The 13,348-nt window shown below is 71.1% G+C and carries 10 protein-coding genes and 1 rRNA gene; 7 read left to right on the top strand and 4 right to left on the bottom strand.

The features are described from left to right. Positions 1–93 (top strand): 5S ribosomal RNA (gene rrf, locus KBX34_RS23860); the annotation flags it as partial. A gap of 126 nt (positions 94–219) precedes the next feature. On the opposite strand, the gene KBX34_RS23865 is transcribed toward rrf, so the two are convergent. Then, positions 220–906 carry a hypothetical protein gene (locus tag KBX34_RS23865; protein ID WP_099856636.1) on the bottom strand — a complete coding sequence of 229 codons (687 nt, stop codon included), beginning with the start codon at positions 904–906 and terminating at the stop codon, positions 220–222. A 69-nt stretch (positions 907–975) separates the two neighbouring features. Here KBX34_RS23865 and KBX34_RS23870 point away from each other — a divergent pair, with 69 nt between their 5' ends. From KBX34_RS23870 to KBX34_RS23880, 3 genes are read left to right on the top strand one after another with little or no spacing between them, the layout of a single operon-like run. After that, positions 976–3,594, top strand: a complete 2,619-nt coding sequence (locus KBX34_RS23870; protein ID WP_088949746.1) for a valine--tRNA ligase — start codon at positions 976–978, stop codon at positions 3,592–3,594. Next, positions 3,591–4,925, top strand: coding sequence for a folylpolyglutamate synthase/dihydrofolate synthase family protein (locus KBX34_RS23875; RefSeq protein ID WP_088949745.1), 1,335 nt, complete (start codon positions 3,591–3,593; stop codon positions 4,923–4,925). The genes KBX34_RS23870 and KBX34_RS23875 overlap by 4 nt, the downstream gene beginning before the upstream one ends. Beyond that, entirely contained in the window at positions 4,922–5,422 is a 501-nt protein-coding gene (locus KBX34_RS23880; protein ID WP_210927024.1) for a DUF4233 domain-containing protein, read from the top strand. The genes KBX34_RS23875 and KBX34_RS23880 overlap by 4 nt, the downstream gene beginning before the upstream one ends. Before the next feature lie 41 nt (positions 5,423–5,463). Here KBX34_RS23880 and KBX34_RS23885 read toward each other — a convergent pair whose 3' ends face one another. Then, positions 5,464–6,915, bottom strand: coding sequence for a VOC family protein (locus KBX34_RS23885; protein WP_210927026.1), 1,452 nt, complete (start codon positions 6,913–6,915; stop codon positions 5,464–5,466). A gap of 142 nt (positions 6,916–7,057) precedes the next feature. Between KBX34_RS23885 and ndk the strand changes: the two genes are divergently transcribed. Beyond that, positions 7,058–7,483, top strand: coding sequence for a nucleoside-diphosphate kinase (gene ndk / locus KBX34_RS23890; protein WP_088949743.1), 426 nt, complete (start codon positions 7,058–7,060; stop codon positions 7,481–7,483). Positions 7,484–7,520: 37 nt separating this feature from the next. Here the strand turns inward: ndk and sigJ are convergent, their stop codons facing one another. Then, positions 7,521–8,447: an RNA polymerase sigma factor SigJ gene (gene sigJ, locus KBX34_RS23895; protein WP_307871480.1), complete on the bottom strand. Its 927-nt coding sequence runs from the start codon at positions 8,445–8,447 to the stop codon at positions 7,521–7,523. Continuing rightward, the gene (locus KBX34_RS23900; RefSeq protein ID WP_210927028.1) at positions 8,396–8,836 is read right to left on the bottom strand and encodes a carboxymuconolactone decarboxylase family protein; all 441 of its coding nucleotides are present in this window, start codon (positions 8,834–8,836) and stop codon (positions 8,396–8,398) included. Before KBX34_RS23900 ends, sigJ begins: the two co-directional genes overlap by 52 nt. 499 nt (positions 8,837–9,335) lie before the next feature. Here KBX34_RS23900 and ileS point away from each other — a divergent pair, with 499 nt between their 5' ends. Continuing rightward, positions 9,336–12,482, top strand: coding sequence for an isoleucine--tRNA ligase (gene ileS / locus KBX34_RS23905; protein ID WP_210927030.1), 3,147 nt, complete (start codon positions 9,336–9,338; stop codon positions 12,480–12,482). A gap of 95 nt (positions 12,483–12,577) precedes the next feature. Next, a complete protein-coding gene (locus KBX34_RS23910) occupies positions 12,578–13,267 on the top strand; it encodes a 1-acyl-sn-glycerol-3-phosphate acyltransferase (RefSeq protein WP_210927032.1) in 690 nt (229 codons plus the stop codon). Positions 13,268–13,348: the final 81 nt, after the last annotated feature.

Genomic DNA, 13,348 nt, shown 5'->3' on the forward strand with positions numbered 1-13,348 from the left:
ACGCCCGGTTACATTCCGAACCCGGAAGCTAAGCCCTCCAGCGCCGATGGTACTGCACTCGTGAGGGTGTGGGAGAGTAGGACGCCGCCGGACAATCTTTCCAGAAAGGGTCACCCGTTATCGGGTGACCCTTTCTGCGTTTCCCCAGAAAAACCGTGGTATCCGCGGCCACTCCATAGCCCGATATCAGGAAACCGATGGGGTGGCCGGTGGGCCGCGTCAGCCCCGGGTCTGCATGCCGTTGCGGAGGTTACGCAGCAGGCCGCCGGCGTCGCCGACCGACCGTCCCGGGAACATCGCCATCACCACGCTGCCGTGGTCGGCCCAGCCGCAGACCGCGAAGTCGCCGCCCTCGCCGCTGGTGCTGCCGCACTTCATCACGCCGCCCAGGTCACCGGCGGGCACCTCGCGGAGGCCGCTCACCGCACCGGTCTCATCCGACATGAGGCGGAAGAGACTGTCCAGGTCCCGTTCCGGCTGCCACAGCAGCGTGGTGCCGCCGAAGATGAGGACCGAGCGCTTGTCGTCGGCCGGGTCCCGGTAGACGGTGCCGAAGCTGCGGTCCAGTTCGATATCCGCCGCCAGGCCGCTGCGCAGGTAGTCGGCGGTGCTCTTCGCCCGTTCACTGTCGTCGCGGGTCAGACCCGCCACCTGGTCGGGCGACGTCAGTTGGGTGTCCTTCTGCTGTGCGATCCGCCACCCACCCACACCCAGCACCCCGGCGCCGGCGAGGCCGACCACCAGGGCGGCAGTCCAAGCGATCTTGCGCCGGCGGGACCAGCCGCCCGACCGCTCGTCCGGGTCGCCACCGGAGTCGCGGGTGCTCAGCTGGATCGGTTCTTCGGTCAGCTCGACCGGCTCGCGACCGCCGTCGAGCGAACGCTCGGTGAGATGTGCGTCGGACATAGCCGACACCGTACGCGAACCACAGGTGGCGCACGTCAGGTCTGCGGAAGCCCTCCGTAGACTTGTCAGGTGACCGAGAGACTGGATGCCCACCGCCCCGCAGCCCCGACCCTTGCCGGCCAGTACCAGCCCGGCGAGGTAGAGCAGCGACGGTACGAGCAGTGGGTAGCCGACGGGCACTTCCGGGCGTCCGCCGACAGCGACAAGCCCCCCTTCACGATCGTCATCCCGCCGCCGAACGTCACCGGCTCGCTGCACATGGGCCACGCGTTCGAGCACACGCTGATGGACGCCTTGACCCGGCGTAAGCGGATGCAGGGCTTCGAGGCGCTGTGGCTGCCCGGCATGGACCACGCTGGCATCGCCACCCAGAACCTGGTGGAGCGCCAGCTCGCCGCCGAGGGCCTGTCCCGGCACGACCTCGGCCGGGAAAAGTTCGTCGAGCGGGTCTGGCAGTGGAAGGCCGAGTCCGGTGGGGCGATCCTCGGGCAGATGCGGCGTCTCGGCGACTCCGTCGACTGGGACCGTGAGCGCTTCACCATGGACGAGGGGCTGACCCGCGCCGTCCAGACGATCTTCAAGAAGCTCTTCGACGAAGGGCTCATCTACCGGGCCAACCGGATCATCAACTGGTGCCCACGCTGCCTCACCGCCCTCTCCGACATCGAGGTCGAGCACACCGACGACGACGGTGAGCTGATCTCGATCCGCTACAGCGACGAGGTCGTGGTGGCCACCACCCGGGCCGAGACGATGCTGGGCGACACCGCCGTGGCGGTGCACCCGGACGACGAGCGCTACCAGCACCTGATCGGCACCGAGGTCGAGCTGCCGCTCACCGGCCGTCGCATCCCGATCGTCGCCGACGCGCACGTCGACCCGTCGTTCGGCACCGGCATGGTCAAGGTGACCCCGGCACACGACCCCAACGACTTCGAGATCGGCCAGCGCCACGACCTGCCCGCGCTCACCGTGATGGACGAGCGTGGGGTGATCACCGTGCCCGGCCCGTTCGAGGGGCTGGACCGGTTCGAGGCGCGGCCCGCGATCGTGGCCGCACTGCGCGAGCAGGGCCGGATCGTCGCCGAGAAGCGGCCGTACGTGCACGCGGTCGGGCACTGCTCGCGGTGCAAGACGACAGTCGAGCCGCGGTTGTCGTTGCAGTGGTTCGTCAACACCGCCCCGCTGGCCCAGGCCGCCGGTGACGCGGTGCGCGACGGTCGGGTGCGCATCGAGCCGGCCGAGCTGTCCAAGCGCTACTTCGCCTGGGTCGACAACATGCACGACTGGTGCATCTCCCGCCAGCTCTGGTGGGGGCACCGGATCCCGGTCTGGTATGGCCCGCAGGGCGAGATCGTCTGCGTCGGCCCGGACGAGCAGCCGCCGACCGGCGACGGCTGGCGACAGGACGAGGACGTCCTGGACACCTGGTTCTCCAGTGCGCTCTGGCCGTTCTCCACTCTCGGCTGGCCGGAGCAGACCCCGGACCTCGCCAAGTTCTACCCGACCAGCGTCTTGGTCACCGGCTACGACATCCTCTTCTTCTGGGTCGCCCGGATGATGATGTTCGGCCTGTACGCGATGGACGGCAAGCAGCCGTTCGACGTGGTGGCCCTGCACGGCATGGTCCGCGACGAGCACGGCAAGAAGATGTCCAAGTCGTTCGGCAACGTCGTCGACCCGCTGGACTGGATCGACCGGTTCGGGGCCGACGCCACCCGGTTCACGCTGGCTCGTGGCGCCAACCCCGGGCAGGACGTCCCGGTCAGCGAGGAGTGGTGCCAGGGCTCGCGCAACTTCTGCAACAAGCTCTGGAACGCCACCCGCTTCGCCCTGATGAACGGTGCGCACACCACCGGCGACCTGCCGCCCGCCGAGCAGCTCTCCACCGTCGACCGGTGGATCCTGTCCCGGCTGGCGCACGTCACCGCCGAGGTCGACGAGCAGTTCGAGGCGTACGAGTTCGCCAAGGTGTGTGACCTGCTCTACCACTTCGCCTGGGACGACGTCTGCGACTGGTACGTCGAGCTGAGCAAGCCGGTGCTCGGTGAGGGCGGTGAGCGGGCCGAGGCGAGCCGCCGGGTGCTCGGGCACGTGCTGGACCAGCTGCTGCGGCTGCTGCACCCGGTCATCCCGTTCGTCACCGAGGAGCTGTGGCTCGCGCTGACCGGCGGCGAGACGGTGCAGAACGCCGCCTGGCCGGTGGCCGACCGTGCGCTGATCGACGACGCCGCCGAGGCCGAGCTGATCAGTGTGCAGCGGGTGGTCACCGAGATCCGCCGGTTCCGTTCCGACCAGGGGCTGCGCCCGACGCAGCGGGTGGCCGCCCGGCTGGACGGGCTGACCGGGGCGGGCATCGCCGCCCACGAGCCGCTGATCCGTTCGCTGGTCCGGCTGGACCCGGCCGGGGACGACTTCCAGGCCAGCGCCACGCTGGCCATGCCCGGCGCGGTCGGTGTCGCGTTGGACACCCGGGGGTCGATCGACCTGGCTGCCGAGCGGGCCCGGCTGACGAAGGACCGCGCCGCCGCCGAGAAGGAGGTCGCGCAGGCCCGGGCGAAGCTCGACAACCCCGCCTTCATCGGCAAGGCCCCCGAGCCGGTGGTCGCGAAGATCCGCGACCGGCTCGCCACCGCCGAGGCCGACCTGGTCCGGATCGACGCTGCTCTGGAGACACTTTCCTCGTGACCGACCGTACCGAATTCGCCGCTGTCGAGGCCGAGCTGAACGCTCGCGGCTTCACCCGCATGGTCTTCGAGTTGGACCGGATCGAGTCACTGCTCGACCTGCTCGGCAGCCCTCAGCGGGCCTACCCGGCGATCCACCTGACCGGCACCAACGGCAAGACCTCCACCGCGCGGATGATCGACTCGCTGTTGCGGGCGCACGGGCTGCACACCGGGCGGTACACCAGCCCGCACCTGGAGACCGTCCGGGAGCGGATCAGCCTGGACGGTGAGCCGGTCAGCGAGGAGCGGTTCACGTCGGTGTACCGGGAGATCAAGCCACTGGCCGAGCTGATCGACGCGCGGTCCGACGAGCCGTTGACGTACTTCGACATGACCACCGCGCTGGCGTTCGCCACGTTCGCCGACGCGCCGGTCGACATCGCGGTGGTCGAGGTGGGCCTCGGCGGTGCCGAGGACGCCACCAACGTCATCCAGGCGGGGGTCTGCGTGATCACCCCGATCGGCCTGGACCACACCGAGTGGCTCGGCGACACCATTCAGGACATCGCGCTGGCCAAGGCCGGCATCATCCACCCAGGCGCCACCGTCATCGCGGCAGCGCAGGACGAGGAGGCGGCAGGCCCCCTCCTCGATCGGTGCGCCGAGGTCGGGGCCACCATCGCGCGGGAGGGCGGCGAGTTCGGCGTACTGAGCCGGGCGGTCGCCGTCGGCGGCCAGGTGCTCAGCCTCCAGGGCCTGGGCGGCGTCTACGACGACGTGTTCATTCCGCTGCACGGGGCCCACCAGGCACAGAACGCCGCTGTGGCGCTCGCCGCCGTGGAGGCGTTCCTGGGCGCCGGGAGTCGCCGGCAGCTCGACGTCGAGACGGTCCGGGAGGGCTTCTCCTCGACCAGCTCCCCGGGTCGGTTGGAGCGGGTGCGCAACGCCCCGACCATCCTGCTCGACGGTGCGCACAACCCGCACGGCATGGCCGCCACCGTCACCGCGCTCCAGGAGGAGTTCGCGTTCAGCAAGTTGGTGGCGGTCGTCGGCGTCCTCGCCGACAAGGACGCGGAAGGGCTGTTGGAGCTGCTGGAGCCGGTAATCGACCAGCTGGTGGTCACCCGCAACAGCTCGCCACGGGCGATGCCCACGGACGACCTCGCCGCGCTGGCCGCCGAGATCTTCGGTGAGGAGCGGGTGTCGACGGCCGAGGAGATGCCGGACGCGATCGAGCTGGCGGTGGCGCTGGCCGAGGAGGACGTCCCCGGTGAGCTCAGCGGGGTCGGGGTGCTGGTCACCGGTTCGGTGGTGACGGTCGCCGACGCCCGCCGGTTGCTGAAGCGATGAGCGGCCCGGAGCGGGACCCGCACGTCACCGACGACCCCACCGACCAGGCCCCGGCCGGCTCGCCGGCTGATCAGGCCGCGGCCGGCGTCCCGGCTGGTCAGGCCGTACCCGGCTCGCCGGCCGATCGACCCGAGGACGGGCCCGTCGCCGGGCAGCCACGACGCTCCGGGTTGCGCAACCCGGAGGCGGCGGTCCGCGGCCTGGGTGCGGGAACCCTCGGGTTGGAGGCGCTGGTGCTGTTGCTGGCGATCCAGCCGGTCCGGGTGGTCGGCGGTGACCTGAGCGGCGCCGCGATCGGTGTCGTGGTGGCACTGGCGGTGGCTGCCATCGTGCTCGCCGGCATGATGCGCCGCCCGTGGGCGTGGAATGCCGGCACCGTGCTCCAGGGACTGCTGATGCTGGGCGGTCTGCTGCACTGGTCGCTGCTCGGACTGGGCATCATCTTCGCGCTGGTCTGGGCGTACGCGCTGCACGTCCGCCGGGTCATCCTGGGCTGACGGCCGACCGTCGGCCGCAGCCCGAGGCGCGACGGGACGGGTCAGGCGTCGGCGCGTTCACGCCACTGGGTGAGGGCGATGCCGTGGCCGTCCGGGTCACGGAACGCCGCCGCCCACACCTCCAGCTTCGTGCCGCGGTTGACCACCCGGGGCGCGTACGTGAAGCGGACGCCCGACCCGCGTAGCCGCTCGTACGCCGCTTCGATGTCGTTCACCTCGAGGTTGACGTGCACCAGTCGGCGGCTGATCGGCGCCGCCCCGGTCACCTCGCGCAGGACGAGCCGGGTCGTGCCGGAGGCGAGGATGGCGTTGTGGGCGCCCTGGTCGACCTCGGTGAAGCCGAGCACGTCGCGGTAGAAGCCGAGCGAGCGGGACAGGTCGGTCACCAGCAGGGTGAGACCCACCCCGCTGATCGGCGCGGTCGGATCCGCGGCCGCGTCCGAGGCGAACCCGAAGATCGCCTGGTCCAACTCCTCGTCGGTGACCGTCTCGCGGCCCGCCCCGGCCGGGGCGGGGTCGTCCAGCGGGAGGTCGAGGGGGTCCAGTGGGTCGGTCGCGCCCGGCCCGGAGCGCTGCGCGGGCGGCGGGTCGGCGCGTTGCGTCCTGGACGGGTCGACGGGGTCAGCGGGGGGTGAGGTCGCCCGGTCGTCCTCCGGCAGGTCGAACCGGTCGGCGTCGGGCTCGTCGAAGCGCTCCTCCACGGGTGAGCGTGGCGCCGGGGTGGCCCGTCGGGGCAGCCCACCACTGGCCTGCTGCTCGACGAGGACGCCCTCCAACACCACCGGGCCGCCCGGGCTCTGGTGCATCACCACCGGCTCGCGCTCCTCGGGAACGATGCCCGGGTCGTCGCGCAGGGGGTCGGTGCGCAGGTGATCGCTGCGTACCGGGTCGGGGCCGGGCGGGTCGCGGAACGGGTCGCCGAGCGGGTCGCGGAGGTCGTCCCGGAAATCGTCGTCCGGCCCACGGTCGGCCCACGGCGGGGCGTCCTGCTGGATCAACACCTCGTCCACCGCGTCGACGTCGGCGAACTCCGGCGGGAGGTCGGCGACGGCGGCGGCCGTCTCGGCGTGGGTCGGCACCTCGTCCCAGAGGACCTTGACGTGCCGCTGGTCGTCGAGCGCGACCCGGATCGGCAGGGTCTGGCCCAGCGACGGCCACTTCGAGACCGGCACCCGTGGTTCGATGATCTTCTTGGATCGCGGTGGCAGGCCGGGCGCGTCGATCACCAGTTGGAGCTCGCAGCGGCCGAACGCGTACTGGGTGGGTGGTTCGGAGGCGCTGTGCACGTGCCCGACGCCGACCACCCAGGTGCGCCCGCCGCCGCGCACGGTCGCCAGCGCGATCGCCAGCACCAGCAGGGCGACGCCGAGGGCCACGATGGCCCAACTGGTCATGCCCAGCCCGAAGAGGACGACGAACGTGGCCACGGTGCCCAGCACCGTGCCGATCAGTTTGCGTACCGGCGCGATGGGCCGGCTCCCGCCATTCGCCACAGTGGACCTCCCGGGGGTCAGGGCCAGGCTAGGCCGGATCGGCCACCGGGGGAAAGACCGGCCGCCGCGCCGGCGCCGGGACCGGGTCGCTACGCTGACCGTACCGATCTCGAGCGTTCAACGCGTACAGGAGGAACCCAGCGTGTCCAGCAACAGCCCGGATGAGCGCAGCCTCGTTCTGATCAAGCCCGACGCGGTCCGCCGCGGCCTGGTCGGCGAGGTTCTCTCCCGCTTCGAGCGCAAGGGGCTGCGGATCGACGCGATGGCGCACCGGACGATGGACGCGGCGCTCGCCGACGAGCACTACGCCGAGCACGTCGACAAGGCGTTCTACCCGCCGCTGAAGGACTTCATGACCGGCGGTCCGCTGGTCGCCCTGGTGCTCTCCGGCGACCAGGTCATCGACGTGGTCCGCGGTCTGGTCGGCGCCACCGACGGGCGCAAGGCCGCCGCCGGCACCATCCGGGGTGACCTGTCGCTGTCCAACCGGGAGAACCTGGTGCACGCCTCCGACTCGACGGACAGCGCCAAGCGCGAGATCGCGCTCTGGTTCCCCGAGCTCGGCTGACCAGGGGTCGTCGACACGGGGCTGGCGGGCGGCGGGTTCAGTCGACCGACGGCAGCTTCGCCGGGTTACCCACCACGTAGACCCCGGTGATCCGGCCGTCGGCCGCCGTGACGGTCAACGTGTAGCGGCTGCCGTCCGCGCGGACGAGCAGGGCGCCGGGTTCGCCGTTCAACTCCAGCCGACGCAGGGTCCAGCTCCGGCTTCCCGGACCGTAGATCCCGGCGAAGAAGCGGGCGATCCGGTCCGCCCCGGTGACCGGGTTGCGGGCGGCCCGCGCCCGGCCGCCGCCGTCGTTCCACGCCGTGGCGTCCTTGGCGACCAGCCCGGTCAGCGTCGCCAGGTCACCGTCGCGGGCGGCGGCGAGGAACGCGTCCAGCAACCGTTCCCGCTCCGAGCGGGTGGCGGTGAACCGTCGCTGCTCCTGGCGTACCCGGGCGGCCGCCCGGTGGTGCAGCTGCCGACAGTCCTCGGGGGTCCGGTCCAGGATCTCGGCGATCTCGGCGTACGGCAGGTCGAACGCGGTGTGCAGGACGTAGACCGCCCGCTCCGGCGGGGTGAGGCGCTCCAGCACGTGCAGCAGGGCGGTGGACAGCGAGTCGCGCAGCTCCGCGCGGTCCAACGGCCCGAACGGCGAGGGCTCGGTGGGCACCGGCTCGGGCAGCCACGGCCCGACGTACGTCTCCCGGGTCGCCTGCCTGGCCCGCAGCCGGTCCAGGGCCAGCCGGGTGACGACCCGGGACAGGTAGCGGCGCGGCTCGGCCACCGTCGAGCGGTCCACACCCAGCCACCGCAGGTATGCCTCCTGGAGCACGTCCTCGGCGTCGTGCCGGCTGCCGAGCAGGCGGTACGCCAGCCCGAGCAGCATCGGCCGGTGCGCCTGGAGCGCACCGGCCGCCTGCGCCGCCTCGGTGGTCACACCTGCGCCGAGGGCTCCGTGCGAGTGGTGATCGCCAGTCGGTTCCACACGTTGATTGTGGCAATAGCGAGTACCAGGTCGGCAAGCTCCTTCTCCGACCACACCTTCGCGGCGGCGTCCCAGACGTCGTCCGGTACGCCGTGGTCGCCGAGGCGGGTCACCGCGTCGGTGAGCGCCAGCGCGGCCCGCTCCCGCTCGTCGAAGAAGGGCGCCTCCCGCCAGGCGGCCACCGCGAAGAGCCGACGGCTCGACTCGCCGGCGCCGAGCGCGTCCCGGCTGTGCATGTCGACGCAGTAGGAACAGCCGTTCAGCATCGACGCGCGCAGCTTCACCAGCTCCAGGACGGTGCTGTCGACGTTCGACTGGACGTACTTCTCCAGGCCCAGCACGGCCCGGTATCCCTGCGGCATGACCTCGGCGGTGTTCATCCGTTGCATGACTGACTACCTCCCTGATCGGTTCCGACACCGTGACGACGGACCGACCGGGGCCAACCGTGACAGCTCCGGCTGTGATCCGGGTCATGCGGGTGGCGCCGGGTGGCTCAGCCGCGCCCGGCCGGGACGGTGTCGGCCAGCACCTCACGCGGGCGAGAACGCACCGGCGAAGTTGGCGTGAGCGCCCCACCCGCGTCAAGCGCCGGTGCGTTCGCGCGTTTACTCGGCGGCGGGGTGGCGGCTGAGTCTTGTATCGTTGAGCGCTGTAAGGCGATGACCCGGCCATCACCGGTGAGCCTCCGGAAGAACAGTCGGGCAACCGACCCAGTAGAACCGGACGGGTGCGGCCCGTCACAGCCGGCAATGAGCGGGCGGTCGATCCTGACCGCCAAGCGGGGTGGTACCGCGGACCACCCGGGAGCGCCGTTCGAGGCGCACCCCGGACGGTTCGTCCTCGCAGACCCACGTTGAGTGAGCTGCATGAGGAGAGCGACCCCCGATGGCCTATCCGTTGCACGACCCGACCGCCGCCGGTGTCCCGGCGAGCCCGGACCTGCCCGCGGTCGAGCGCCGGGTCCTGGAGCACTGGACGGCCGACAAGACCTTCGAGGCCAGCGTCGAGGCCCGCCCGGCCGGCGACGACGGTAAGAACGAGTACGTCTTATACGACGGCCCGCCGTTCGCCAACGGCCTGCCGCACTACGGCCACCTGTTCACCGGGTACGTCAAGGACGTGGTGCCTCGCTACCAGACCATGCGCGGGCGGCACGTCGAGCGGCGCTTCGGCTGGGACTGCCACGGCCTGCCCGCCGAGGTGGTGGCCGAGAAGCAGCTCGGCATCACCAGCAAGGCGGAGATCATCGACCTGGGCGTGGCCCGGTTCAACGACGCCTGTCGTGCCTCGGTGCTGGAGTTCACCCAGGACTGGGAGCGGTACATCAACCGGCAGGCCCGCTGGGTCGACTTCGCCAACGACTACAAGACCCTCGACCTGGACTACATGGAAAGCGTCATGTGGGCCTTCAAGACCCTGCACGACAAGGGTCTGATCTACGAGGGTTTCCGGGTGCTGGCGTACTGCTGGCGCTGCGAGACGCCGCTGTCGAACACCGAGACCCGGATGGACGACGTCTACCGGGACCGGCACGACCCCACGCTGTCGGTGTGGTTCGGGCTGACCGCCGACGAGTCCGCGCCGGAGCTGCTGCGCGGGCCGGTCAAGTTGGGCGTCTGGACGACCACGCCGTGGACCCTGCCGTCGAACCTGGCGCTCGCCGTCGGCCCGGACATCGAGTACGCGGTGCTGGAACGCGACGGGGAGCGGTTCGTGGTCGGCGCGGCGCGGCTGGCCGCGTACGCCAAGGAGCTGGACGGTTTCGAGCAGGTCGGCACGGTGTACGGCCGTGACCTGGTCGGACGCCGCTACACGCCGCTGTTCGACTTCCTCGTCGAGCAGGCCGGGGAGAACGCCTACCAGGTGCTCGGCGCGGAGTTCGTCACCACCGAGGACGGCACCGGGATCGTGCACCTCGCCCCGGCCTTCGGTGAGGACGACCAGAACGTCTGCAACGCCGCCGGCATCCCGACCATCGTCACGGTGGACGACCACACCCGGTTCACGGCGCTGGTCCCGCCGTACCAGGGTGAGCAGGTCTTCGACGTCAACAAGCCGGTGATCCGGGAGCTGAAGGAGCGGGGGGTGGTGCTCAAGCAGGACACCTACACCCACTCGTACCCGCACTGCTGGCGCTGCGACACCCCGCTGGTCTACAAGGCGGTCTCGTCGTGGTTCGTCGCCGTGACGCAGTTCCGGGACCGGATGGTCGAGCTGAACCAGGAGATCAACTGGACGCCCGGCCACATCAAGGACGGCTCGTTCGGCAAGTGGCTGGCCAACGCCCGGGACTGGTCGATCAGCCGGAACCGGTTCTGGGGTTCGCCGATCCCGGCGTGGAAGTCCGACGACCCGAACTACCCCCGGCTCGACGTCTACGGCTCGCTCGCCGACATCGAGCATGACTTCGGCGTACGCCTCACCGACCTGCACCGGCCGGCGGTGGACGACCTGGTCCGCCCGAACCCGGACGACCCGACCGGTCAGTCGATGATGCGCCGGGTGCCGGAGGTGCTGGACTGCTGGTTCGAGTCCGGTTCGATGCCGTTCGCCCAGGTGCACTACCCGTTCGAGAACGCGGACTGGTTCGAGCACCACTACCCGGGTGACTTCATCGTCGAGTACATCGGGCAGACCCGCGGCTGGTTCTACACGATGCACGTGCTGGCCACCGCGCTGTTCGACCGGCCGGCGTTCCGCAACTGTCTGAGCCACGGCATCCTGCTGGGCTCGGACGGGCGCAAGATGTCCAAGAGCCTGCGCAACTACCCGGACGTCTACCACGTCTTCGACGCGTACGGCTCGGACGCGATGCGGTGGATGCTGATGTCCTCGCCGGTGCTGCGCGGCGGTGACATGGCGGTCACCGAGGCGGGCATCCGTGACGCCGTCCGGCAGGTGCTGCTGCCGCTGTGGAACGTCTGGTACTTCTTCACGCTCTACGCCAACGCCGACGGGCACCAGGCGCGTCGACGTACCGACTCGACGCACCTGCTCGACCGGTACGTGCTGGCGAAGACGAACGAGCTGGTGGCCACCGTCGGCGCGCAGATGGACGCGTACGACATCTCCGGCGCCTGCGCCACCGTCCGGTCCTACCTGGACGCGCTGACCAACTGGTACGTGCGCCGCTCCCGGGACCGGTTCTGGTCCGGGGACGCCGACGCGTTCGACACGCTCTGGACCGTGCTGGAGACGCTCTGCCGGGTGGTGGCGCCGCTCGCGCCGTTGACCGCGGAGGAGATCTGGCGTGGCCTGACCGGGGAGCGGTCGGTGCACCTGACCGACTGGCCGGAGGCGACCGAGTTCCCGGCCGACCACGACCTGGTCGCCGCGATGGACGCCACCCGGGCGGTCGCCTCGGCGGCGCTGTCGCTGCGCAAGGCCAAGGGTCTGCGGGTGCGGCTGCCGCTGTCGAAGCTGACAGTGGCCTCGCCGGCGGCGGAGCAGTTGCGGCCGTTCGCCGACCTGGTCACCGACGAGGTCAACGTGAAGGCCGTGGAGTTCAGCGCGGAGCTGTCCGCGTACTGCGAGCAGGTGTTGACCGTGGTGCCCCGGGCGCTCGGCCCGCGGGTCGGCAAGCAGGTGCAGCAGGTGATCAAGGCAGTCAAGGCGGGGGACTGGGAGCTGGTCGACGGTGCCCCGGTGGCTGCCGGCGTCACCCTCGCCGAGGGTGAGTACGAGCTGCGCCTGGTCGCCGCCGACGCCGAACACTCGGCGCCACTGCCCGGCGGCGAGGGCGTGGTGGTGCTGGACACCGACGTGACCCCGGAGTTGGCCGCCGAGGGGCTGGCCCGCGACGTGGTGCGGGTGGTGCAACAGGCCCGCCGTGACGCCGACCTGGACGTCTCCGACCGGATCGTGGTGTCGGTGTCGGCGTCCGACGAGGTGCGTGCGGCAGTGGCGGCGTACGTCGACTTCGTCTCCCGGGAGGTGCTGGCCGACTCGGTGGACTTCGCCGAGGGCATCGACGGCTTCGCCGGTGAGGTCGGCGACGGCGAGCGGGTGACGGTCACCGTCCGCCGTTCGTAGCCGCGGTACGGACGCCTCCACACCTCCGTCGGCGGAGTGTGGAGGCGTCCGCTACCGTGACACCGCCTGTTCGCACCTCATCTGCCGGAGGACCAGTGCCCCTGCTCTACACCATCGGCAAGCTCACCGTGGCGCCGACGCTGCGGTTGGCGTTCCGCCCGACCGTGGAGGGGCTGGAACACGTGCCGGCGACCGGCGGCGCGGTCTTCGCCGGCAACCACCTCTCCGTGGCCGACGAGCTGTTCCTCGGCACGGTCGTGCCCCGCCACCTCGCGTTCTGGGCCAAGTCGGAGTATTTCAAGGGCGCCGGTGTGAAGGGTGCGATCTCCAAGTTCGTGCTCACCGGTCTGGGCGCCATTCCGGTCGAGCGGGCCGGCGGTCGGGCCGCGCTGTCCGCGTTCGACGCGGCGATCCCGGCGCTCAAGGGCGGTGACCTGGTGGTGGTCTACCCGGAGGGCACCCGCTCGCCGGACGGCAAGCTCTACCGAGGGCGGACCGGGGCGGCCCGACTGGCGATCTCCGCCGGCGTGCCGATCATCCCGGTCGGCATGATCGGCACGGACAAGGCGCAGCCGATCGGTGCCCGGGTGCCGCGTCCCGGCACCGCCAAGATCACCGTCCGGTTCGGCAAGCCGCTGGACTTCACCGGCCGGCCGGACGACCGCGCCTCGCTGCGGCAGATGACGGATGAGCTGATGGGCGAGATCCAGAAGCTCACCGGCCAGGAGTACGTGCCCCGCTACGCCCCGCCGCGCGCCCACCCGGACCCGACCCGCGAAGCCTGACCCCCCGCACCCCCCGGCCCCACCCCCGCCCACCCCCGGTTGATCAAGAAGTTTGCGTCATTCGCGGGGCTGATTCTGACC

Source organism: Micromonospora sp. M61, assembly GCF_018070245.1.
Classification (GTDB): Bacteria; Actinomycetota; Actinomycetes; order Mycobacteriales; family Micromonosporaceae; genus Micromonospora; species Micromonospora zamorensis.